The sequence below is a fragment of the Carnobacterium gallinarum DSM 4847 genome (genome assembly GCF_000744375.1).
Taxonomy (GTDB): Bacteria; Bacillota; Bacilli; order Lactobacillales; family Carnobacteriaceae; genus Carnobacterium; species Carnobacterium gallinarum.
Genome location: NZ_JQLU01000005.1, coordinates 1,040,122 through 1,062,357 on the forward strand (window position 1 = coordinate 1,040,122; position 22,236 = coordinate 1,062,357).

Sequence of the window (22,236 nt, forward strand, 5' to 3'; positions counted from 1 at the left end):
ATGCACTACTTCAGAACGAGTCACTGACTATCCTGAATTCTAGCAGGAATTTAGGCATTTAGAATACTACATAATTGTTGGCATTCATCATAAAAGTACCATCATTACGCTAGTTGAGCGCCTTTCAGAAGTTCTTATCCCGTTAAAACCAGCAGATTGGGAAACCACTGATATCGGAAAAAGTAACGACTGAATGGCTTCAAAATCGTTCTAAAAACTTGTTTAAATCAATTATCTTTGACTGTAGAAAGGCAACCCTTAAACGACCAAACGCCATTAGAAATATTTTTGAGTTACATAAATGGGAAATAATTGTCTAGCTTAATTTGACAAATTGCACTACATAAAAAATGAATTCCTCTCATAGTTTTACATACTTAATCCCCTCGTTTAATTATACAAGTAATTTTAATATAATAATAATTCCCTTTTTACGTTTCAGTTAATGAAAATAGATTTTTATTAGTCTTCCCATACATAATTCTCCATGTAAAAAATAAATTCCACTCAAAACACAAATAAAAAAACGTTGACAATTTTATTTATTTGTTATAAAAATATAAATATAGGAGATATTACATGAAAAAGAGCAGAATGCTATTGATAATTTTATTAATTTCTCCATTTTTTCTATTTATAGCACACAACAAACTTTTGCTGCTGAACGTCCATGGGTAACTTTTTTCGATGCTAAGAATAGGCTATCTAACGGTGTGGGAAATTATGGAAAAAACACTCAGTATTACTATGTTGACCCAAATGTAGCAAATGCTACCGGAACTATTGATAGAGCTATGAGCAAATGGGTCAATAGTAACGGAACAGGAATTTATACTCCAATATCTTATAGACGCACAGGTAATAAACCTAGTAGTTTAATGGATTTTGAGAAAGCTTTGACTAGTAGACCAAATACTTATGCTTGGGTAACTCATTGGAATAGCCGTACACAAGTAATACCCATAGGCTCTAGACATTGGGCTTGGGCAAAAGTAGAAATCACCCCTTTATATTTTGCAAGTAACGAAACCGTAAGAATGAGATCTATGGCTCATGAAATCGGACATGCATTTGGATTAGACCATAATCCCGACTCTGTTAGAAAATTAATGTTTGGAAAAAATCATCCATCAATGCCTACAGGGCCTGTAGCAAGTGAACTTCAAGGAATTAATTTCTTATACAAATAAAATAAAGAGGTGACCGAATGAAAAAAGCAATTGCTTTATTTTTACAGGTTGTAGCAATGCTAAATCGACAAAATCATCAAGCAGTATCTTGTCGAGTACAAATAGCCCAATTGCAGAAACTAACGTAGATAATAAAAGGACTAAAATGGACAAAGATGAGTATACATCTGCTTTAAATCAGGCAAAGAAAGAAAGAGAACTACAATCTAATGATTTATCCAACGTTGAAAAAGTTGAAATTTCTGCATTTACAGATAGTTTGGATGATATAAAAACGTTAGAACTAAACTCAACAATTGGTATCCAAGGTGTTGTTATTGAAAGTAATTCACGCATTGATATAGATGAAAAATTAGAACGAGCTGATGGTAACACAAGATTAGTAGTTTTAGTTAATGACGTTCTATATGGTGATCCTAGTTTAGTTGGACAACAAGTCGTTATTTATCAAGCTGGAGGTTACGTAACTAAAAGGCAACAAGGATTAAATGAAAAATTTCCAGATATGAGCGAGGTAGAATTAGATGAAGAGGTTTTCACAGAATTTAATCATACCCATCCTTCAGAAGTTGGAACAGAATTAGTCGGATATCTAGCTTTAATCTCAGATGAATATAGAAAATTGGACTATCCTTATTATGATTTTTTAGCAATAAGCTTATCTCGTTTTGAAAAAAATGAAGATACCGAATTTTATGAACAAGTCAATGAAACTCCGCTTGAAGAGCTACCCGTTGACTCCGATTTAGCTAAACAAGTTATAAGTATAAACGAAGAAATTAATGAAATCGTTGCAGAAGAGTAAATACTTATCATAAAAATATAAATATTCAGGCTATGTATTTAAAAAAATACATAGCCTGAATTTATTCTTTAAAACGTAAATTCCGGTTTAAATTCACCTTTATAAGGTTCATGTTCTACAAAAATTGTAATTTCTTTACCATCCTTATCTTTACCCATACGTTTATACGTAAATTTATCTTTGTTCAATTCAGTTAATTCCAAAGCTGCACCATATTTATTCGCGCCAATTGATACATGTGTTCTGATTTTATTGTTATTAATCACGTCAAAGTAACCAAAATCACCTCTAGTTTGACCTGTTGTTAAATCAAAGAATTCATAGCGATTATCGTCTTTATTGAATTTTGCTAGACTAATAAAACCTTTATTAAATTCCGTCACATCATTGCCTGCTTCATCAATAACTTTCGTTCCATTCCATAATGTTTTCCCTAGAATTACAGAACCTTCAATCGCCGTTTCAATTGGACCAGTTGTTGTATCTAAAACCGGAGCAGCATTTGTAAAGGCTAGTTCTTTTTCACTATAAGGAACGTGTTCCACAAAAACTTCAACTTCATTGCCTGCTTTATCTTTGCCCATACGTTTATAGGTGAATTTATCCTTAGTTAGTTCTGTGATGCCAACAACCGCTTGATAGTTATTTGATTGAGAGATTAAAATACGTTTCGTGCCATCATTTGTAACAAAGAAAATCCCTTCATCCCCTCTAGTTTCACCTGTTGCTTTATCAAAAAATTCATAACGTCCAGTTTCGCCATCATATTTAGCTAAACCAATGAATCCAGTATTTTCAGCAGTTAAGTCATTGCCGTCTTTATCTTGAACGACTGTCCCCTGCCAATTTGTCATTCCTAAAGTAGCGGTGAACTCTTCACCTTTAGTTTTAACTTCTTTCGTTGCTTCACTCGTTGAATCTGTATTTTTACCTTTGCTTTCACTTACTACACTTGCAGATTCTAGTTCTGCTGTCTCTGCTTTTGGTCCACACCCAACTAAAAGCGCACCCATACCTATCGTCATTGTCATTTTAACCATCAAGTTCTTATTCATACTATCTCTCCTTTTTATTAATTTTATTTATAATATAATTATAACAACCAAATATAAACATTCTATAAACTGGCTATTAAAACTTACTAAACAAATTCCTCGAAAAACAAAAAAAACCTTGAATATGGCAAATTATCCATCTTCAAGGTAAATTTTTCTATTCTTCTATCTTCATTTGTTTAGCTATTTTTTCATAAGTTGCATACGCAGGATGTCCCTTTAATTCCGGATCCTCAATTACCAATGATTGTTGTCCCACAATCTCACTCGTTAATTTATCTGCAAAAGTTACAAACTCATTATTTGTTGCTTGGTTGTAAGACAATGAATAATATTTTGATTGACGATAGTAAGGTTTCAAAGCTTCATCCGTCATTTTTTCAGGAGTATCAGCAAAATACTCATCATATGAAGCATCCGTTATTTTACCATCAGTCGTCACCACTTGCAAACGACCAATCAACCCGTTTTCTAACTCCTCTGCATATCCCATATATTCTGATTCATACGGTTTTCTAATCCAATCATCCATTGCCGCAGCAAGTGGCATGAACCCACGTCTTGCAGATGTAGATGAACCGTTAACAGTATCAAAATTACCTGTCACTCGATTTTCGTCTCTCATTTGTTTTTCTAAAAATGTTATTCCATTTACAACTGTTGCTAGCGTGTCATCTGTTCTTGGATTATCTGCTTGGAAAAACGGATAGTCTGACAGACGTTTATTAACTCCTGAATAACGAGATTCATAATAATGATCACTCGCAAATTCAGTAAACTCAACATTCAAAATTTTTGCATCATCTTTCGCTGTTACAATCTCTACAACCCCATTATTGCCTCCATCAAATAGCCCTTCATTTCGATAGTAGTAACCTTCTAATAAACCTAAAGGTGGCTGATTTGACCAAAACATTTTACTTAGTTTTTCCTCTTTAGAATATTTAGGTGCTGGGTTAGAGCCAAAGGTTGTTTGAGTTGCCCCAGTTACCACATCATAAGTATATTCATGCTGATCATAGGTCAATTCATTAGGCGTTACAACCGATTCAGATTCCCCACTACCTACTGATTCTGAAACTTCAGACGATTGAACCACTGGATCATTTTTAACCACGACTTTTTTCACTTCCACACTAGAACTCGAAGATGCCGTATCACCAGCATTTCCACATCCAACTAATACCAAACTCATTAATACAACTAAATAAGTACTCTTTTTCATAATTTCCTCCCTGATCTAAACATTAAAGCGATACCCACTACCCCAAATTGTTTCAATCGGTGAGTCCGATAAATGTCCGTTTTTAATTTTCTCTCTAATTTTTTTAATATGCACAACTACCGTAGAGACATCTGTATCATAAGCCTCAACTTCCCACACTTGTTGAAATAGTTGCTCTTTATTCCACACTCGATTAGGATGTTCCGCCAGAAAAAGCAGCAAATCAAATTCCTTTGTAGTAAAGAAAAATTCTTCATTCAAAATAAAAACTTTTCGCGCATCCTTATCAATCACAAGTCCTTTTCGCTCAATAAGAGTGTTCGCTTCATTCTGCGGCTTCGTTAACAATTGATACCGTTTAATATGGGATTGAACTCGAGCTACCATCTCATTGGGACTAAAAGGTTTCGTCATATAATCATCCGCCCCAATACCTAAACCACGAATCTTATCAATATCTTCATTTTTTGCAGAGATAATTAAGATGGGAATTTGTTTCTCTTTGCGAATCTCCTTACAAATGTCAAAACCATTCATACTCGGCAACATCACATCTACAACAATCAAATCAAACTCTTCACTCAAGGCTTTCGTCAAACCTTCCTTACCATCCACCACAATCTCTGCTTCAATACCACTAATCTCCAAATAGTCTTTTTGCAGACTAGCAATGCTGTGGTCGTCTTCAATAATCAAAACCTTAGTCATTTTTCTGCCACATCCTTTTTCACTGGCAACATTATTTTCACCGTTGTGCCACTGTATTTTTTACTATTAATAGATATATGTCCCTCATGTTGATCAATAATCTGCTTCACAATACTCAGACCCAAACCTGATCCTTTCACCATCGGCGTTCTAGATTTATCTTCCCGGTAAAAGCGATCAAACACATGCATCAACTGACTTTCTTCAATCCCAACACCATTGTCTTTAATAGATAACGTTAAATAATCTTGACTCTTTTCAATATCAATTGCGATTTCTAATCCCGTTTTATTGGTATCTTCAAATTTAATTCCATTCTCTATTAAATTAGAAATAACCCGGCTCATCTGAATTCGATCCATTAAAATAACTGATTCATCTTTCGGAAAATTCGTTGTTAACTGGATTTTTTCAGCCCATTGGTACTCCTCTAAGACATGCGTAATAAAGGGAATAAAAGAAACTTCTTCAAATTGAAATGAAATCCCATCCAAATCTAACGTTGAATATAAGAACAGCTCTTCAATCAATTCATTTAAATTAATCGCTTTTTTATGAATCATTTCTAAATAACGCTCACGTTTTTCCTCTGTATTGGCAACACCATCTTTTAATCCTTCAACATAACCAATAATAGAAGTAATCGGCGTTTTCAGATCATGAGAAATATTGCCAATCAACTCTTTGCGATTCTCTTCATATTTCTGTTGTTTTAAATAGGATGCCCTCAATTCCTCACCCATTTGCGTAAATCGTTCTTGCAATAGCTTAACTTCATGAATTGTATGGTCGTCCTTAAAACTTTCCAAATCCGATAATTCAAACTCACTTCGGCGAATCTTATCCGTAGCTTGCTCCAATTCTTCAAGTGGTCGGATAGTCGTTTTTGTTAACTGATAGCTGAAATACCATGTACTTAGCAAAGAGATCACAATAATTAATAAAATCACCCAAATACCCCAATTTGTTAAGAATTCAGTTAAATTATCTTCTCTTTTTAAAACGAAAAATGAACCTAAATCTCCATCTTCATAACGAAAATCAAACTTTATATATCTAAAAAGCTGACCTGCATTATCTAAAGTCCCAAATGTTTCTAGATTATTCAATTCAAATTCTGGCGCATGTGCAACCAATGATTTTTCTACTAAGTTTGAAGAATAATATGGAAATCCTGTATCTTTTCTGATGACGACTTCTAAATCCTTGCTTTCGATATAATCAATGGAATCTTTTAAATCTCCAGTTAAAGGAGCTGTTATTGATTCAGGTGAAGTCTTAATAATATCCTTTAATAACACAAAACTCTCTTCTTCCTCACTAGATAAAGAACGCTCTTTGGTCATTAATTTATAAATACTTGTAACATTCGGAACGCTTCCAGTAGTCACATAAAAAGCCAATGAGATAATCAATAGCATTGAAATAATCGCTACTAAAATACCTCCTATGTATGAAATGAAAAACCGTTTCTTAATCGTCATTCTGCAACCTCCATATGAACATGCTTTTTATCTGATATAGATACTATTATACCAAAGGAATATAAACATGCGATAAACTAATTCTTAAAAAAAAATGAACAAATTAAACTAAACAACTCAATCGACACAAACTTACTATATTTTTCATCAAAAAATTTCGAAGTAAAGCAAAAAAGAATTGTTTCAATTTCTTTTTAAGGAATCGAAATAATTCTTTTAACTAGAAAAATACTTAATTAAATACTCTTCTCTTTTTCTTCTAAAAGTTTGATTTTTTTTTCTAAAATATCTAACTCTTTTTTTTGACTACTTTGCATCATACCTGTAGACACCACCGCTACGCTTAACAGAAAAATAGCAATCATATCCCAATTATTAAGCATCAAAGAAAAGAAAGCTTTAAAAACATTCATTTAAGCATTCCTCCTTCTAATAATAAAAATATTCTATCTAAATTATAACAATAAATGAATAAAATTACTATTTTATCTGTTATACATGTAATCATCGAAACCGTTAGCTCCAGGAAAACCATATGCTGGAACTATTGACCAATAAATTTGTTTAGAATTTTTTTGTATTGAGCACGAGATAACCAACCTCTACTAACACACTGTTTTGCAGCATATCTTCCTGCGTCATACAGACCCCGACCGATAGCAATAGCAGATGCAAGTGCACCTATATTCATATTATTACTTAATGACACTATTATTCATAAACATCTTAGCCATTATTCTATTTTTCGTGCTTTTCATTTTAATGTAAAACCTTCTTTACCTTAATTTAGTAGTTACATTTTAAGCGTTTTAACCTGAATTATTCATAAAATAAGTTAAAGCTCTGTTTAACCCAATATATGATTAATTTTGTTAATTTTTTCAATTCACATCCAAAAGATGCAACTTAAAACTACTTGAAAAGACCTGTCTGCATTGAGGTCATAAGACTTTCAGAATTTCATCACGAACAATTAAGGTTAAATGAACTTTTATTAAGAACATAAATAATACATAATTTTATTTCTTTGAATCACTCTATATAAAAAATAATAGAAAAAATCAAAAAAAAATCCTATCCTTTCATGATAGCAATACACTAACACCTACGGATACGATTTTCTAACTATTCATAATCAAGATTTCTTTTTGCCTATCGCCATAAACCCACGTTTAATCACATCAAAGAAACTTAAAGACTGTACCATATGTGCTGGATCAACGTATTCTCGAACTGCTCGCAATACTTTTTTAGGTTCTTTCGAAGAGAACGTAAATGTCCCATTTTTCTTTGTTTTAATCGCATAACGTGGAATCCATTTACCTTTAAACATCACTGAAGCAATGACTTGATCGACTTCATCCCAAGGAATTTGAATGAATTTTTTTGAATCTCGAGAATTATAAAATTCAAAGCCTTTATCGCCAATCATAATTGTTCCATAATCTGTCAGCCCCGTAAATGCAGTAGCATCAATTGTTAAATCTACTTTTGTATTCAGTGATTGAACCATACTATCCACTCCATTTCCTTTATCTTATTGTCTTCATTATACGTTGAATTACCAATTAAGCCAATAAAAAAGGTGGCTGAGACAATCATCTCCAACCACCTTTATCACATTCTTATCTTTGCTTATAGAAGTCCGATTACGTGACCAAGCACGCCGACTACGAATAAACCAAGAATAATAACGATTGGGCTAACTTTTTTCTTAAGCAACCACATACAGAAGAATGTAAGCAGAAGCGCAGCCAAACCAGGAATTAATTGATCCAAGTTATTTTGCAAAGTTGTTACTTTAGTATCTGAAAGAGCCATCCCAGAATTTACTTGTTCAAAGGCTTTTTGGATACCTACTCCGCCGTTTGGAAGTTTATCCCATTCGATGAAGGCACCTTTGTCTAATTTAACTTCCGATACAACTGGTAGGAATTTAATCGATACCCACCGCTGTACTAACGCTGCCAGTACAAACATTCCGAGAATTGACGCACCTTTTGTGATATCTTGTAATAATCCACCTGAAAGATCTTCTGTGATTTTAGAACCGGCTTTGTAACCAAATTCTTGCGTATACCACATGAATCCCCAACGAATTAAGTTCCACGCTACGAAGAAAATAATTGGTCCAAGAATGTTACCACCCATTGCTAATGATGCTCCTAAAGCTCCTAACATTGGACGTACAGTAAACCAGAATACTGGATCACCAACACCAGCTAAAGGACCCATCATACCAACCTTAACCCCTTGAATAGCTACATCATCAACTGGTGCTCCATTAGCGCGTTCTTCCTCAAGCGCTAAAGTAACTCCAAGGATTGGTGAAGCGATATATGGGTGAGTATTAAAGAACTCTAAGTGACGTTTTAATGCTGCCGATTGATCTTCTTTACTTGTATATAATTTCTTAATTGCTGGAATCATTGAGAATGCCCAACCGCCATTTTGCATACGTTCATAGTTCCAAGAACCTTGGATAAACGTAGAGCGCCATGCTACAGCTAAACGATCTTTTTTAGTTAATTCAATTCTATCTTTTGTTAATCTAACTTCTTCTGCCATTTCTCTTTCTCCTCCTTCTGGATTAATAATCGTTTAAGATATCACCGAGTGGATCGCCAGAGCTTCCTCCACCGCCACTATTTGAAGAACCACCCATTTTAGAAAGGTTCAAGTAAATAAGAGCTAATGCGATACCTAACGCACCAAGTGCAATCAGTGTTAATTGAGAAATTGCAGCTACTACGAAACCGATAATGAAGAATGGCCATACTTCTTTTGTTGCCATCATATTGATAACTAACGCATAACCAACGGCAACAACCATACCACCACCGATTGCCATACCTTCAGTTAACCATGCAGGCATTGACTCTAAGAATGAACGTACTGTTTCTGCTGGAATAAATAAAAGTGCTCCTGCAGGAATTGCGATACGAATCCCTTGCATACATACTGCAAGAATGTGTAACATTTCGATTTTTCTGATATTGCCTTCTTCTGCTGCTTTATCCATCATGTGAACAATTGGAACAGCAAGAGTACGAACGATCATTGTTAAGAATAAACCTGCAACTGCAAGTGGTACTGCAATTGCGATTGCTGATGGAACACCTTTAACACCTTGTCCACCTAATACTAAAATAATTGCTGATGCAACCGATGCTAATGCAGCATCTGGTGCTACGGCTGCTCCAATATTTGCCCAACCAAGTGCAATCATTTGAAGTGTTCCGCCAAGAACGATACCCGCCGTTAAATTACCAGTTACTAAACCGATAAGCGTACACGCTACTAGTGGTTGATGGAATTGAAATTCATCTAAAATCCCTTCCATACCGGCTAGAAAAGCAATAAGAATTACTAAAATTATTGATATAATAGACATAATAGCCTCCTGTTTGATTTAATGTGTCTTTATTTTGCGTTAGCTAGTTCAGCCTTCGCTTTTTTAAGAATTTCGTCCATATTTGCGCTTGAATCATTCGGTACTTTACGAACATCAAACTTAACGCCTTTTTCTTCCATTTTTTCAAATGCAGCAACGTCATCTGCTCCCATAGAAAGAACCTTACTTACAACAACTTTTCCAACTGAGTGAGCCATTGAGCCAACATTAACTTCTTTAATTTCTACGCCACCTTCAATTACTTTAAGAACATCTTGTGGGTTTTCAAATAATAGCAATGCTTTTGTATTACCAAAACGAGGATCTTTTGCAATCTCAATCATTTTGCTAATTGGAATAACATTTGCCTTAACTCCTGGTGGTGAAGCTTGCTCGATTAATTTCTTACGCAATTCATCTTTAGCAACTGCATCTGAAACAACGATAATACGGTTTGGTAAAGTTGATTTTGTCCATGCTGTTGCAACTTGTCCATGTAATAGACGAGAATCCACACGCGTTAAGACTAATTTCAATTTGCCATCACCAACAACTGTTCCTGGAGCAAGTGATCCTTTTGGTTGACCATCTTCAACTGGTTTAGCTGCTGCTTCTTGAGGTTCTAACTCCTCAGGTTTAATACGAACGCCCTCTTTTGCTGTTTCAAGAATGTGTGCAGCAATTTCATGCGCAGACGTCATTGAAAAACGAGAAGCATAGGCTTCAATTACCATTGGTAAATTCATACCAGCAACAATTGCCCACTTATCTTTGTGCTCTTCAAACAATGTATTTGCTTGATTGAAAGGTGTTCCACCCCATAGATCGACTAAGAATAATACTTCGTCTTGATTATCAAAAGATGCAATTGCTTCTTGCATTTTTGCTTTTACATCATCTGGACCTTCACTCGGCATTAATGTAATTGCCTTAACATTTTCTTGTTCGCCAAAGATCATTGCGCCAGATTGCAAGATGCCTTCAGCAAATTCTCCGTGACTTGCTAGGATAATTCCTACCATCTCTCTACCTCCTAAATAAATTCTCTTTTCTTTTAAATAAATACACTCTATCAAAAGACTGTATCTATTTTTTAACAGTTTGCTCCATCTCTAGAACAACCGCCTCCTCTCAATTCTCCTTTTTATTTTTAAGCTATTGAAGTTTAGCTTTTTTCAACATTTCCATCAAACTTTGCTTACTATCCGTAATGACTTTACGAATCTCTAGCTCAATTCCTTGCCCATCTAAATAGTTAAAAGCCTCTAAATCAGTAGCATCCACAGCAATTGTATTGGATATCATTTTCTTACCGGTCGTGTATCCCATTGCACCAATATTAATTGATGGAAAATGAATTCCTGCCTTGACTATTTCTGAAACTTCTACTGGATTTGTAAATAGCAAGATCACTCGAACATCGTTGAATAAGTGGTTTGAATGGACTTCAATCATTTTAGCAACCGTAATGACATTGACCATAATTCCTGGTGGCGCTGCTTGTTGCAACAAAGTTTTGCGTAAATTATCTTTAGTTACAGCATCACTAACGACTATAATTCGTTGAATGTCTAATCGTTTTGCCCAAACAGTAGCGACTTGACCATGAATCAATCGATCATCAACTCTTACTAAACGAATATCAATTCCCAACAGAACCCCTTCTTTCTAATATATTCTGTTGTCCACATTATATATAAGCAATTTCCGTGCCAACTTTAGTGTATCGTTAATAAACACTGATAAAATAGCGATTTAAAAACAAAAAAATAGTGTATCCTTTGTAAAGGATACACTATTCTAACTACGCATCTAGTGTATTGTTTATAATCTGCACTAAATAATACACTTCTTCTTGAGGAATCTTAATTAATAACGCATCTTCCACTATTTCAACGATTTTTTCGACTTGTTTAAACTCTTTTGTTTGGTATATCTCGATCTGATCTTCAGGAACTGTTAAATAGTCTTGCCTTAAAACCCGCTCAACCATACCTCCCAAATGCATCATCATATTAATCGTAAATGCTTGATTCACTTCTTCAAGAAACACTGAAGTTACTTCCATTGTAAACTCCCAAAAAGGTTCCATCACTTTTTCTGAATTAATAAAAACAAAGTTATTTCGTAAATAATCTTCACAAATTTGCCAAGACTGTTTTTCGTCTAAAACAACGGGTTCAAATTGATTATCTGCATCCAATATCAATTCTTGTAAAATGTATTTTGCTTCACCTGAAAATAACAACTCCATTGGTATATATCGAACGCCAATCTGAGGATCGACAATGCCAGTTACTGCAATTAATTGATAATTCGTTTGTAATTCTTTTAGGACTGTATCCATCTCAACAATTGAAATAGGTAACACCTCTAACTCTTTTTCACCGGCCTCATCTAGATACTTCTCAATCACCTTTTTCATTCGCTGAGCTGTACCTTTTCCAGAGGCACAGATAGCAACAATCGCCTTCTTTAAGTGTTGTGTTGAAACAACTTTTTCTGGATTTTCATCTTGATCCACTGTATTACTGTACCCACGGAAACTCTTTAACGATTGAAAAAGAACATCTAAATCAGTATCTAACAACTCTGTCTTTCTGGCAACTTCTAAAACTAAAGCCGTTGTAACCATATCCACTGTTCGGACTTGAACCCCGGTTCGACGATGGATTTCTTCACTAAAAGTTCCTAGCGATCCCATATCTACTAATAAAATAACACCACTCCCACTATTAACAGCATCAACGGCATTAATAATTTCTTCTAGTGCAACTCGAGGTTTCATCTCTACAGGCATATCCACCGCCACCAAATTATCACTTCCAAACAGCTGCCTAACAACTTGAACCATACTAGTAGCCGTACTATTTCCATGAGCCGCAACAACTATTCCAATGCGCCCAGTAGCCTTTTCCTTCTTCAAAGAAACGAGTAATACTGTTAAATAATCAACTTCTTCAAGAGGAATTTCAATCTGGTAGCTTTCCAGAATTAAGCCCTTAATGTCTAAAGCGACTTCATACTCTGCCGGATATTTTTCAACCATTTTCTTAATACTATCGTTGCTGTTCAGCTCTCCTTGGTTATCTAGCTGATGACGTTTTAAGAAAGAACTAATATGCAAACTCATAGCGTAAATAAAATTCACTTGAAAGGTATCATTCAGCTTATTTTTGGCTACCTCATATATCCTTTTCGTTAAATCAATCACTTTTTGCTCTACAATCTCAGCCAATTTTTTCTCAATATCAAATGTTAATCGATGATCTTTATAGAAGGATTTTAAATGAACATTAATATCCGTCATAATAAATTGGTTGATAGAATCTTGATCGACACCGTCGTCCTTCAGCAATGCGGCTTTTTCATCAATGATTTCATATAAATTGTAAGGCAATTCATAGGAATCTACTAACGGACGCAGTAAATTTTGATCAGGGAAAACTTCCATAACCGGCTCTAAATCTTGAGCTAACTCAGCTAAAAATTGGCGATCATTCGCTAATTGACTTAAACCTATCTTGATTTCTTCAGTTAAATCCTCTAACGTAATCAGAATCTCTTCTTTATCCATATGGCTTAGAAAACTTCGGGCGCAAATCAACTGAATATTTGATTTTAATTGCCCAACATTGCCGTAAGTAACACTGCCAATTAAAGCTTTTACTACATCCTCTGTTAACAAAATTTTCCGTTGAATTCGTTCTGCTTCAATTCCTACCATTAACTTAACTAGATCAATCTTTTCTTTAGTTTGACGTTGATTAAAACCTGGAAGTTGAATGTTAATAGGAATCCTTCGTACAAATGTACTCAATAAATAAGAACTCGTATCTTCCGTTGTCGCACAAATAATGCGGACATCCGCCTGACGCTCCTTCGCCGTTTCACCTAAGCGATTGTAGCGACCATTATCCATAAAATAAAAAATCATCTCTTGACCCTCTGGTGGCAATCGATGAATCTCATCTAGAAAGAGCATCCCGCCATCTGCAAGAGCAATCAGTCCATCCTTTTCCTTCGTAGCTCCAGTAAATGCCCCAGCAGCATAACCGAATAGATGACTCATTAACAGTTCTGAATTATGGGCATAATCTGCACAATTAAAAACCACTAATTCCTGAGGACCCTTAATCAACCCTCTATCCCTCGCAAACTCAAACATAATATGAGCAAAATGAGTCTTTCCTGAACCTGTTGCGCCAGTTATCAAGCAATTCAAACCCTTAGGTGGATAGAGAATCGCTGCTTTTGCTTGTTCAATTGGAACTTTCATACTTCCATTTACCCCAATTACTTTTTGAAAAATATCTGTTGGTTCATTGGCTTTTTGAGTATTTCGTGGACTGAGCTTTATTAATTTAGGTGTTGATTTCGTGACAAGCCCACTCTCAATATAACGAACCGGTCGACCTTCGATTTTAGCCAATAAACCATCTTTCACAAGTTCATTTAAATCCTTACTGGCATTGGAACGTTGAATACCAAAAGATTCCGCTACCTCATTTGTTGTCACACCAGCAGAACCAGATGCTACTTCGTCCATATTTAACTCTTTTGATTTCTGGCTAACATATAGATAGATTTTCTCAATCCGCTTCACCTTTTCTCCACCCTCTTTTTAGATACCTTCTTGCCTATCCCTGACTTTATTCAATCTCACTCCTATCCTATCATAACTTTATAAATAGTTAAAATAATTTGTTGTAATACCATTTATTGGCTAAATATTATTATATAAATAACAAATTCATCTTAAATGAATTAACTAAAACTATATTCTACTCATCATAAAAATCCAGTCAAAGTCCATTTAACAATAGTACTTTGACTGGATTTTTAATTAAACAAATTTTATTTTTTCACTCTTAGCTTCATTGAATCAATAGTCTATCCGTACAAGACGAGATAAACTACAGCTAACCTATCATTTTTATATGCGAAACCTAAACTCAAGTCACTTAAACCAACTATTCAAAACGACCTCATTCAGCAAATAACATGACGATTCCAAATGAAAAAGAAATACAATTTTGACTCTATCTAAATTGTATCTCTTTTTGGCTCTACTTTATTGACATCTGTCCAATATACACCTTTTTACAAGTTTCTATTCTTTTCAATAGATATTCTATTAACTTTATTACTTTTTTCTTGTTGAAGACGTTGACTTTGCAGCGTAGCTTCATGATATTGGATCATATCAGTCACCATATCAACGTATGCAAATGTATCTCTTATTAATCCAGTCATTTGATGGTTAATCTCGTCTATTTGCTTCATTGCTCGCATGACTTCAAGTGGTTTGTCAGGATTCTCTTTCAGAATTTGTTGAGTTAATTGCGGTCTTATTCCTTTCCAATTTTTTTCAAGAATATCTGGAGGAACTCTTTTCTTTGTCATAATGCTTCATCCTTTCACTATTTCCCCTTGAACTAGTAACAGATTCAAGTGTTCTTATAGCTGGTCAAACTGTTTTGAGGATTCTTTAAATGCTTTTTTTACTTTTTTAACCCATTCGCCTTTTGCAGAAGTGCTGAAGCTTGATAAATAGCTTGTGCTGTTACTTTTCAATTCTTCACATTTTGTTTCTTTTATTTGTTCTAGCATTCGTTTTCTATTTTCAGAAGTCGCATAACTCTGACTTGCAATAAATGTACGGATCAAACTTTTTTCAAGATTTTTACGAATATCTAATAAAGATTCTTTCATAATGTCGATCATATCGCCAATCATTTAATCGTTTCCTTTCTTTTTAGCAACGTTAAGTCTTCCTCATAAAAATTCCGTCTTTTTTGATACTGGGCCGAAAGATCCTCTTGTTCATCTTCCAACTTTTGACGAGTGTTTTTCACAACCATAAATCCATCTTCTTGTGCATGTTCAAGCATCTGATAGGCTTGGCGTATGTCCAGTGAATCCCGGTATTCTTGCTTTTGAAACAGATAGCTTACATAATCTCCAAGCTCCTCTATCCCTCTTTGAAAGTGAGTTTTTTCTTGTAATGCTTCATCTATTGTTCCGTCTATCAGCTTTATTCCTTTTTTGTAGTCTGTTTCCAGTTCGTCTAATTTTTTAATCACTTTTATTTTTTCGTCCATTACGCACTTCCTAACTGGCTTGCTAACTCTTGGTCCATTTTTAATTGTGTAGCTATTGATTCGGTAATTTGTACAAGCAGCGTGTCATACTTTTCTTCAATTAAAGTCAATTTTTGTAGCGAATCATCATATTCTGTTATTGGTTTTCCAACAATAGTAGATACAGTCGCTCCACCGTTAGCTAAGGCCTCAATCATTTCTATCTCTGACAAATGCGCCCCTACCTCTCTGGCACTTTCCAAAGATTCTTTCCATAAGGTTCCAGCATTTTCGATACCTTTTACATAGATTTTTTTCAGCTCAGAAATGTCATGTTTGACGGTTTGTTTCATTCCTTCAATAATAGACAAGGCTTCAGCAGAATCTAAAAAAACTTCTTGGGAAGCAGATAATTTTCCACCACCAGTAGCCATAAACTTTTTTTTAAGCGCAAAAAGAGCCTCAAGCTCATGATTCACTTTAGCTTTTGCCAATTCAATTGCGCCTTTTTTATCGGTTAATACATTTCCATGCTTATCGTACTGATAGCCACCCCACATATGCTGATCAACAGCCCCTACTTTTTTTGACGATACATAAATAGAATGACCAACTGTTGGTTTTCCTGCACCATAACCAATAGGAACTAAGTCTTTTGGATCAACATAATTGTACAATTTATTTAATACTGTTAATCTATCAGCGGTGTTTTGCTGCTGTAGCGTTAAGGTCGAGTACAGATTAGGACCTTGATAAAAGTACCCTCCACCTACTCTAGAAAGAGAACTTTCAGGCAAATCTGCAAGTGAATATTGTGCATTCATTGATCCTAACGAGTGTCCATAAACATAAACTTGGGCATTTGGATATAATGCTAATGCATTTTTTAACGTTTCGGCAGATGACACTAATTGAGGCGTTGGCTTACCTTGAACAGTCCCCATAACTTGGCTAGTTAAACTAATATCATTTACCATCCAATCTTTATAGACATCTGAAAATTCTGTAGTGATTTTATCTGGAGACGTAGAACCTCGATAAAGAATTATTATTTCTTTTACTTGAGAACGTTCTTCCAATGAGAATGTCGTGGGAACATATGTATCTGTGATGACAAAAGATTGTTCACCTGTAGGTTTATCATTTATTTGAGAAACGTAGCCAACTATTTTTTTTCCATTATTTATTGTAACTTTTCCACCTAACTTTAAGTTTTCATATTCTTTTTTTGCTATTTTCATTTTTTCTTTATCGGTATAGATATTACTCATAGGACTCACCATCTATTTTTTTTGTAAGAACTCCAGATAAATTGATTCCGTCGCCTTCTATTTGTTCGTTTCTTTTTTCAAGATTATATTCTGCCGTTAAATTGTTGTCTTTATTGATAATTAGCGTGATATTTATCCCACCCATAGGATTGTGCTCAATGCTATCATAATCAATTTCGTAAGATTGAATCACACCTTCTGGGGTCAATGCCTTCTGATCTAAATTTTTCAAACCATTTTCAAAAACTTGCTTTGCTCCATCGCTTTTAACAACCGCTATCATTTCTTCCTGTATTTTTTTTGAATCCATAACTATCTTTCCTCCAATTCCTAGACAAATAATAACTATAATTCCAATAAGTAAAATCAGTTTGTTTTTCAATTACATCCTCCTTTTGCCTAGTTTAATTAAACCACACAAGTTATTCAAAAAGCAATCTAATCTACTAGTTTCTTAATAAAAAAATATCCAATTAACTTGTATGAAATTATTTTTTTATTATTTTAATTTCTCCCCGCTATACCCACACAGTAAAACAACAATCAAACTAACGAGTGTCCATAAACGTAAACTTGGGCATTTTTTAACGTTTCAGTAGATGACAAAAGATTGTTCACCTGTAGATTTATCATTTATTTGAGAAACGTAGCCAACAGAAGTCATATTATCAATTGCTACTTTATCTTTAATTTTCAAAGGGTCATATTCTTTTTTTGCAATCTGAACTTTTTGATCATCTGTATATAAATTACTCATTTTTAACCTCCTAACTTTTTGTCTAGTTCATAAGAATAACCAGAGATAATTGCTTTATTATACTCGTCATTATCTTTATCCAAATTGAAATAAATATATAGATTTTTATTGTTATTAACTATAATAATACCATTTATCCCACCCATAGGATTGTGCTCAATGCTATCATAATCAATTTCATAGGATTGAATCACACCTTCTGGAGTCAACGCCTTCTGATCTAAATTTTTCAAACCATTTTCAAAAACTTGCTTTGCTCCATCGCTTTTAACAACCGCTATCATTTCTTCCTGTATTTTTTTTGAATCCATAACTATCTTTCCTCCAATCCCTAGACAAACAATAACTATAATTCCAATAAGTAAAATCAGTTTGTTTTTCAATTACATCCTCCTTTTGCCTAGTTTAATTAAACCACGCAAGTTATGCAAAAAGCAATCTAATCTACTAATTTCTTAATAAAAAAATATCCAATTAACTTGTATACAATTATTTTTTTATTATTTCCATTTCTTCCCACTATACCCACACAGTAAAACAACAATCAAACTAACGAGTGTCCATAAACATAAACTTGGGCATTTTTTAACGTTTCAGTAGATGACAAAAGATTGTTCACCTGTAGATTTATCATTTATTTGAGAAACGTAGCCAACTATATCTTTTTCTTTTCCAATTTTAACTGGATCTGATTCTTTATAGGGCTTATACTCTTGCTTAGCAATATCTTCTCGTTGTTCATCCGTATAGCTCTTACCCATTAATTTTTATCCTCCAGTAGTTTTTCTAACTCTGAAGAATTTCCACCACCATCATCAACCAATATATTTTCATTATTTTTATTTAGTGTAAAAAATACATATAAATCATTTTTTTTATTAGCTAGTAGAGTAACATTTATCCCACCCATAGGATTGTGCTCAATGCTATCATAATCAATTTCGTAAGATTGAATCACACCTTCTGGGGTCAACGCCTTCTGATCTAAATTTTTCAAACCATTTTCAAAAACTTGCTTTGCTCCATCGCTTTTAACAACCGCTATCATTTCTTCCTGTATTTTTTTTGAATCCATAACTATCTTTCCTCCAATTCCTACACAAACAATAACTATAATTCCAATAAGTAAAATCAGTTTATTTTTCAATTACATCCTCCTTTTGCCTAGTTTAATTAAACCACACAAGTTATTCAAAAAACAATCTAATCTACTAGTTTCTTAATAAAAACGTAGCTAACCTGAATAATTCATACAGATAGTGGATTCGCAACACCTGAATTATATGAACTTTGTGGTATACACTCCGCTTAAAATCCAATAGTAAGCTGAGCAATTCATTACCATTAAGGATAATCACAAGTGAGCTAAGAAAAAAGTTCATTACTATAACACCACTTATCAAGCAAAGGCGTGGAAAAGAATCAGAAGGATTTGCATAAAATCAACCAGAGAAGCAGGTGCATTGCTTTTTAGACATGAATTCATCATTACCAATTCCTTAAAGGATGTCTTTCCAGAACTTGTTTTATCGGATTCTACAAAATATTCAGGTACTGCAGTGTTCATTGGGTAATTAAAAAAATCGGTAACCATTCCTAAGATGAGTGCGCCCAAAATGAGGTTTTCCTTGAATTTCATCCGTTAGCAAAAAGAAATTAGCTCATTTAGAAGAGTAGGATTGAGAAAAAGAACCATTGACTATAAAACGAAATAGAAGATTGGCAAAATTCAGCCCTTTATAAAAAGTATGAATTATTCAGGCTAAACTATATTCCAATCATCATAAAAATCCAGTAAAGTCCATTTTAAAATGGTACTTAGACTGGATTTTTAATTGACAACATTTATTTTTTCACTCTTAGCTTCATTGAATCAATAGTCTATCCGTACAAGACAAAAAGCCTACTTCAAGACGAGATAAACTACACCCAACACAATCACAATAGCTATTAAAATAAGAGTATCCTTCCATGTAGTCCGACTAGTCGGATCTCCACCGGGCATTCCCTCCACTGTTCTACGGGCACTTTCAATACCTGTAGAAATCCGATCTTCCTTTCGCCTTTTAGTCACTGACTCTCCTCCTCTTTTTCTCCCCTATATAAACCTCACACTAGTTGAATGCATTTTCTACTTAAACTATAGCACGTTAAATCAGTTCATCCAACTGTTTTCCTAATCATTTTCTAATCTTTTGTAGTTCTTGTCTGAAATTTCTGACAACTATTCTTCAAAACATTCATTCTAGATGACACAATCCACTTGTTGACACATTTATAGATAAATAGTCTAACTTTTAACAAATTCATCATAATTTTCTCAAATTTTTTTACTACTTTCAACATACTTTCTTCACATTTTCTGGATATACTTTCATTATACCAAAACAACAACCAAACTAACTTTTCATTTTTTCATTACAACTCCTCCAAAGTGTAATGAAGGCCATGATTCCAGAGTACTACTCAGAACCATGGCATCTCCTTTTTGCTACCTGACTCTCCATCAGGTAGCTTTTTTATTTAGCCTTTTTCCTTCACTTCTCGCAATAATTCTTCATACCACTTCAAGTTCACCAAATGGTGCGCTAAAGAATTTTCCAACATTTTAGCAAAACTAGGCAAGACCGTTCCCCGATGTTCCAACGTTTTTTCCAAATTAGTAATTTTTTCTTGCGTTTGCTCCATTTGAATTTGAATTAATTTTTCAAATTCCTTACTATTATAATGTTCTTCAAATAGCATCGGTGCATAAAAAGATAAATTCACATAGTCTGTTTGAGAACCATATTTGTACATCAACTTCTGAAATTCCTGATCACCCAACGTAGTAATGATATAATTATGTGTTTCTTTGGACTGCTTTACTTCATCGTCCACTCGTCGAATCAATCCTTTTTCTTCCATTTGCTGTAAATTATAGTAAAATGAACCCTTCGTAAAGTTAACCACATACTTATAGTTACGGTCTTTCATCAAAGATAACAACTCATATCCATATGTTCCCGGATGTTCTTTTAATAAACCTAAAATTAACAATGGAATCATGCTTCGGCACTCGCCTGAATCACTTGAAATTTAGCAATAAAATCCTCATAATCTATTTTTCCTAATGCAAAATCATAGCTAATCATATAGATTTTTTCATTTATTGTACGCTCCCGATTTTCATCAATCTTAGGCGCCCTCTCTTCATTCTCCAAAGGGATTAAAATATCCTGCATTTGATCAAATGCCGCAAAGTAACGCAGCCCAAATTTCCGTTGAGAAATCGCATTAATATGGATACCATCTGGATTGGCTGTTAGATTTTCAGCAGTAACAAAATAACAATTCTCTTCATTTAAAGCAAATCGTCTCAACACTTCATTGATTTCTTTGTACTCAGTACACATTGCTCCAAATCCACTCTGACCTAGATAATCTCCAAGCCCACCGATAATAATTGGCAGATTCGGTGCATTTAAATCCTTTCGTAGCTGAGTAAAAATAGTTAGAAGTTTTTGGTAATATTCTTGATATTTCCCACCAAAACTGTCACTTTCCCCTTGATGCCATAAAATACCAGCTAGTTCACTTGTTTCCATTGCAAATTGAGCTTCACGAATAGCATGTCGATACAAAATTCCGTCGATTGCCCATTCATCCATTGAACTTCCACCTTCAGCACAAGGAATTAAGCCAATTTCTTCTTGATGCTGATTCCACCATGCCGCTGCAAAAGAGCTTGCTAAACTCACACCTGAGACACTTCGATCATAATTAATTGGTTCATCTGCCATTTGCCATCTACCATTACGCAGCATTTTGATTTGTTCATTATATATTGGCGGAACATCCTGTACAAATCCACGACCTGCCATATTCGATTGTCCTATCATTAAAAAAGATTTCATTATTTTCACTCCATTCTAAAAACTCACATAGTCTAATTAGACCAACAAACCCATTATAGTCTAATTAGACTATTTGTCAATTCATTTTGCACATTCATTTATCAAACTTCTTTACCAATTTCGGCATACTTTCTTCATATTTTCTGGCTATACTTAACTCATACCAAAACAACAACCAAACTAACTTTTTTCATTTCATTTTTCATTACAACTCCTCCAAAGTGTAATGAACGTCATAGTTCTAAAGGATACTTTAGGGTTATGGCAACTCCTTTTTGCCACCTGACTCTCCATCAGGTGGCTTTTTTATTCAGTTTGAAGAATAATAAAGATATCTTTAATTTATAGAAATAAGGTTGTAGTAGCAT

26 protein-coding genes are annotated in these 22,236 nt (G+C 34.2%); 2 read left to right on the plus strand and 24 right to left on the minus strand.

All coding sequences use genetic code 11. From position 1 onward, the window contains the following. The first annotated feature begins 713 nt into the window (after nt 1–713). Together BR43_RS09670 and BR43_RS09675 are read left to right on the plus strand one after the other, a co-directional pair. Nucleotides 714–1,190 carry a zinc metalloprotease gene (locus BR43_RS09670; protein WP_034561514.1) on the plus strand — a complete coding sequence of 159 codons (477 nt, stop codon included), beginning with the start codon at nt 714–716 and terminating at the stop codon, nt 1,188–1,190. 145 nt (nt 1,191–1,335) lie between these two features. Then, nucleotides 1,336–1,995 carry a hypothetical protein gene (locus BR43_RS09675; RefSeq protein WP_034561516.1) on the plus strand — a complete coding sequence of 220 codons (660 nt, stop codon included), beginning with the start codon at nt 1,336–1,338 and terminating at the stop codon, nt 1,993–1,995. A gap of 68 nt (nt 1,996–2,063) precedes the next feature. Here BR43_RS09675 and BR43_RS09680 read toward each other — a convergent pair whose 3' ends face one another. The 24 genes from BR43_RS09680 to BR43_RS09780 all read right to left on the minus strand — a co-directional run bounded on the left by BR43_RS09680 (nt 2,064) and on the right by BR43_RS09780 (nt 21,868). Then, nucleotides 2,064–3,050, minus strand: coding sequence for a DUF4822 domain-containing protein (locus BR43_RS09680; RefSeq protein ID WP_034561519.1), 987 nt, complete (start codon nt 3,048–3,050; stop codon nt 2,064–2,066). Between the two features lie 157 nt (nt 3,051–3,207). Continuing rightward, nucleotides 3,208–4,275: a hypothetical protein gene (locus tag BR43_RS09685; protein ID WP_034561521.1), complete on the minus strand. Its 1,068-nt coding sequence runs from the start codon at nt 4,273–4,275 to the stop codon at nt 3,208–3,210. A 15-nt stretch (nt 4,276–4,290) separates the two neighbouring features. Beyond that, on the minus strand, nt 4,291–4,983 hold the full coding sequence (locus tag BR43_RS09690; protein WP_034561523.1) for a response regulator transcription factor: 693 nt from the start codon (nt 4,981–4,983) through the stop codon (nt 4,291–4,293). After that, nucleotides 4,980–6,467, minus strand: a complete 1,488-nt coding sequence (locus tag BR43_RS09695) for a sensor histidine kinase (RefSeq protein ID WP_034561525.1) — start codon at nt 6,465–6,467, stop codon at nt 4,980–4,982. Before BR43_RS09695 ends, BR43_RS09690 begins: the two co-directional genes overlap by 4 nt. 236 nt (nt 6,468–6,703) lie before the next feature. Further along, a complete protein-coding gene (locus tag BR43_RS19900) occupies nt 6,704–6,880 on the minus strand; it encodes a hypothetical protein (protein ID WP_157463988.1) in 177 nt (58 codons plus the stop codon). A gap of 722 nt (nt 6,881–7,602) precedes the next feature. After that, nucleotides 7,603–7,980 (minus strand): DUF956 family protein, encoded by a 378-nt coding sequence (locus tag BR43_RS09700; protein ID WP_034561527.1) that lies wholly within the window; start codon nt 7,978–7,980, stop codon nt 7,603–7,605. A gap of 122 nt (nt 7,981–8,102) precedes the next feature. Then, nucleotides 8,103–9,035 carry a PTS system mannose/fructose/sorbose family transporter subunit IID gene (locus BR43_RS09705; protein WP_034561529.1) on the minus strand — a complete coding sequence of 311 codons (933 nt, stop codon included), beginning with the start codon at nt 9,033–9,035 and terminating at the stop codon, nt 8,103–8,105. Nucleotides 9,036–9,057: 22 nt separating this feature from the next. Then, nucleotides 9,058–9,861 carry a PTS mannose/fructose/sorbose transporter subunit IIC gene (locus tag BR43_RS09710; RefSeq protein WP_034561530.1) on the minus strand — a complete coding sequence of 268 codons (804 nt, stop codon included), beginning with the start codon at nt 9,859–9,861 and terminating at the stop codon, nt 9,058–9,060. Nucleotides 9,862–9,890: 29 nt separating this feature from the next. After that, entirely contained in the window at nt 9,891–10,883 is a 993-nt protein-coding gene (locus BR43_RS09715) for a mannose/fructose/sorbose PTS transporter subunit IIA (RefSeq protein WP_034561532.1), read from the minus strand. Between the two features lie 133 nt (nt 10,884–11,016). Further along, complete coding sequence (locus BR43_RS09720) at nt 11,017–11,514, minus strand: PTS sugar transporter subunit IIB (protein ID WP_034561534.1); 498 nt, start codon at nt 11,512–11,514, stop codon at nt 11,017–11,019. 151 nt (nt 11,515–11,665) lie between these two features. Next, a complete protein-coding gene (locus tag BR43_RS09725) occupies nt 11,666–14,467 on the minus strand; it encodes a sigma-54-dependent transcriptional regulator (protein WP_034561535.1) in 2,802 nt (933 codons plus the stop codon). A 497-nt stretch (nt 14,468–14,964) separates the two neighbouring features. Continuing rightward, nucleotides 14,965–15,267 (minus strand): hypothetical protein, encoded by a 303-nt coding sequence (locus tag BR43_RS09730; protein WP_034561536.1) that lies wholly within the window; start codon nt 15,265–15,267, stop codon nt 14,965–14,967. 54 nt (nt 15,268–15,321) lie between these two features. Beyond that, nucleotides 15,322–15,600: a hypothetical protein gene (locus BR43_RS09735; RefSeq protein ID WP_245617853.1), complete on the minus strand. Its 279-nt coding sequence runs from the start codon at nt 15,598–15,600 to the stop codon at nt 15,322–15,324. Then, nucleotides 15,597–15,965, minus strand: coding sequence for a hypothetical protein (locus BR43_RS09740; protein ID WP_034561537.1), 369 nt, complete (start codon nt 15,963–15,965; stop codon nt 15,597–15,599). Before BR43_RS09740 ends, BR43_RS09735 begins: the two co-directional genes overlap by 4 nt. Beyond that, nucleotides 15,965–17,215, minus strand: a complete 1,251-nt coding sequence (locus BR43_RS20450) for a hypothetical protein (protein ID WP_034561539.1) — start codon at nt 17,213–17,215, stop codon at nt 15,965–15,967. Before BR43_RS20450 ends, BR43_RS09740 begins: the two co-directional genes overlap by 1 nt. Further along, entirely contained in the window at nt 17,208–17,597 is a 390-nt protein-coding gene (locus tag BR43_RS09750) for a DUF1310 family protein (protein WP_034561541.1), read from the minus strand. Before BR43_RS09750 ends, BR43_RS20450 begins: the two co-directional genes overlap by 8 nt. A gap of 210 nt (nt 17,598–17,807) precedes the next feature. Then, entirely contained in the window at nt 17,808–17,972 is a 165-nt protein-coding gene (locus tag BR43_RS20185; RefSeq protein ID WP_169741038.1) for a hypothetical protein, read from the minus strand. Nucleotides 17,973–17,974: 2 nt separating this feature from the next. Next, on the minus strand, nt 17,975–18,355 hold the full coding sequence (locus tag BR43_RS09755; RefSeq protein WP_034561543.1) for a DUF1310 family protein: 381 nt from the start codon (nt 18,353–18,355) through the stop codon (nt 17,975–17,977). A gap of 210 nt (nt 18,356–18,565) precedes the next feature. After that, nucleotides 18,566–18,733, minus strand: coding sequence for a hypothetical protein (locus BR43_RS20190; protein WP_169741039.1), 168 nt, complete (start codon nt 18,731–18,733; stop codon nt 18,566–18,568). Next, nucleotides 18,733–19,119 (minus strand): DUF1310 family protein, encoded by a 387-nt coding sequence (locus BR43_RS09760; RefSeq protein ID WP_034561545.1) that lies wholly within the window; start codon nt 19,117–19,119, stop codon nt 18,733–18,735. The genes BR43_RS20190 and BR43_RS09760 overlap by 1 nt, the downstream gene beginning before the upstream one ends. 252 nt (nt 19,120–19,371) lie before the next feature. Further along, entirely contained in the window at nt 19,372–19,611 is a 240-nt protein-coding gene (locus BR43_RS20455) for a hypothetical protein (RefSeq protein WP_245617854.1), read from the minus strand. A gap of 264 nt (nt 19,612–19,875) precedes the next feature. Beyond that, nucleotides 19,876–20,046, minus strand: a complete 171-nt coding sequence (locus BR43_RS19905; protein ID WP_157463990.1) for a hypothetical protein — start codon at nt 20,044–20,046, stop codon at nt 19,876–19,878. A gap of 449 nt (nt 20,047–20,495) precedes the next feature. Beyond that, nucleotides 20,496–21,020, minus strand: a complete 525-nt coding sequence (locus BR43_RS09775) for a PadR family transcriptional regulator (protein ID WP_034561551.1) — start codon at nt 21,018–21,020, stop codon at nt 20,496–20,498. Beyond that, nucleotides 21,017–21,868 (minus strand): sialate O-acetylesterase, encoded by an 852-nt coding sequence (locus BR43_RS09780; protein WP_211252921.1) that lies wholly within the window; start codon nt 21,866–21,868, stop codon nt 21,017–21,019. Before BR43_RS09780 ends, BR43_RS09775 begins: the two co-directional genes overlap by 4 nt. Nucleotides 21,869–22,236: the final 368 nt, after the last annotated feature.

Excerpts from the sequence above, each read along its gene's own strand:
- BR43_RS09675 (WP_034561516.1), top strand. The coding sequence starts at position 1,336 with ATGGACAAAGATGAGTATACATCTGCTTTAAATCAGGCAAAGAAAGAA.
- BR43_RS09680 (WP_034561519.1), bottom strand. The coding sequence starts at position 3,050 with ATGAATAAGAACTTGATGGTTAAAATGACAATGACGATAGGTATGGGT.
- BR43_RS09685 (WP_034561521.1), bottom strand. The coding sequence starts at position 4,275 with ATGAAAAAGAGTACTTATTTAGTTGTATTAATGAGTTTGGTATTAGTT.
- BR43_RS09690 (WP_034561523.1), bottom strand. The coding sequence starts at position 4,983 with ATGACTAAGGTTTTGATTATTGAAGACGACCACAGCATTGCTAGTCTG.
- BR43_RS09695 (WP_034561525.1), bottom strand. The coding sequence starts at position 6,467 with ATGACGATTAAGAAACGGTTTTTCATTTCATACATAGGAGGTATTTTA.
- BR43_RS19900 (WP_157463988.1), bottom strand. The coding sequence starts at position 6,880 with ATGAATGTTTTTAAAGCTTTCTTTTCTTTGATGCTTAATAATTGGGAT.
- BR43_RS09700 (WP_034561527.1), bottom strand. The coding sequence starts at position 7,980 with ATGGTTCAATCACTGAATACAAAAGTAGATTTAACAATTGATGCTACT.
- BR43_RS09705 (WP_034561529.1), bottom strand. The coding sequence starts at position 9,035 with ATGGCAGAAGAAGTTAGATTAACAAAAGATAGAATTGAATTAACTAAA.
- BR43_RS09710 (WP_034561530.1), bottom strand. The coding sequence starts at position 9,861 with ATGTCTATTATATCAATAATTTTAGTAATTCTTATTGCTTTTCTAGCC.
- BR43_RS09715 (WP_034561532.1), bottom strand. The coding sequence starts at position 10,883 with ATGGTAGGAATTATCCTAGCAAGTCACGGAGAATTTGCTGAAGGCATC.
- BR43_RS09730 (WP_034561536.1), bottom strand. The coding sequence starts at position 15,267 with ATGACAAAGAAAAGAGTTCCTCCAGATATTCTTGAAAAAAATTGGAAA.
- BR43_RS09735 (WP_245617853.1), bottom strand. The coding sequence starts at position 15,600 with ATGATTGGCGATATGATCGACATTATGAAAGAATCTTTATTAGATATT.
- BR43_RS09740 (WP_034561537.1), bottom strand. The coding sequence starts at position 15,965 with ATGGACGAAAAAATAAAAGTGATTAAAAAATTAGACGAACTGGAAACA.
- BR43_RS20450 (WP_034561539.1), bottom strand. The coding sequence starts at position 17,215 with ATGAGTAATATCTATACCGATAAAGAAAAAATGAAAATAGCAAAAAAA.
- BR43_RS20185 (WP_169741038.1), bottom strand. The coding sequence starts at position 17,972 with ATGAGTAATTTATATACAGATGATCAAAAAGTTCAGATTGCAAAAAAA.
- BR43_RS20190 (WP_169741039.1), bottom strand. The coding sequence starts at position 18,733 with ATGGGTAAGAGCTATACGGATGAACAACGAGAAGATATTGCTAAGCAA.
- BR43_RS20455 (WP_245617854.1), bottom strand. The coding sequence starts at position 19,611 with ATGAAATTCAAGGAAAACCTCATTTTGGGCGCACTCATCTTAGGAATG.
- BR43_RS09775 (WP_034561551.1), bottom strand. The coding sequence starts at position 21,020 with ATGATTCCATTGTTAATTTTAGGTTTATTAAAAGAACATCCGGGAACA.
- BR43_RS09780 (WP_211252921.1), bottom strand. The coding sequence starts at position 21,868 with ATGAAATCTTTTTTAATGATAGGACAATCGAATATGGCAGGTCGTGGA.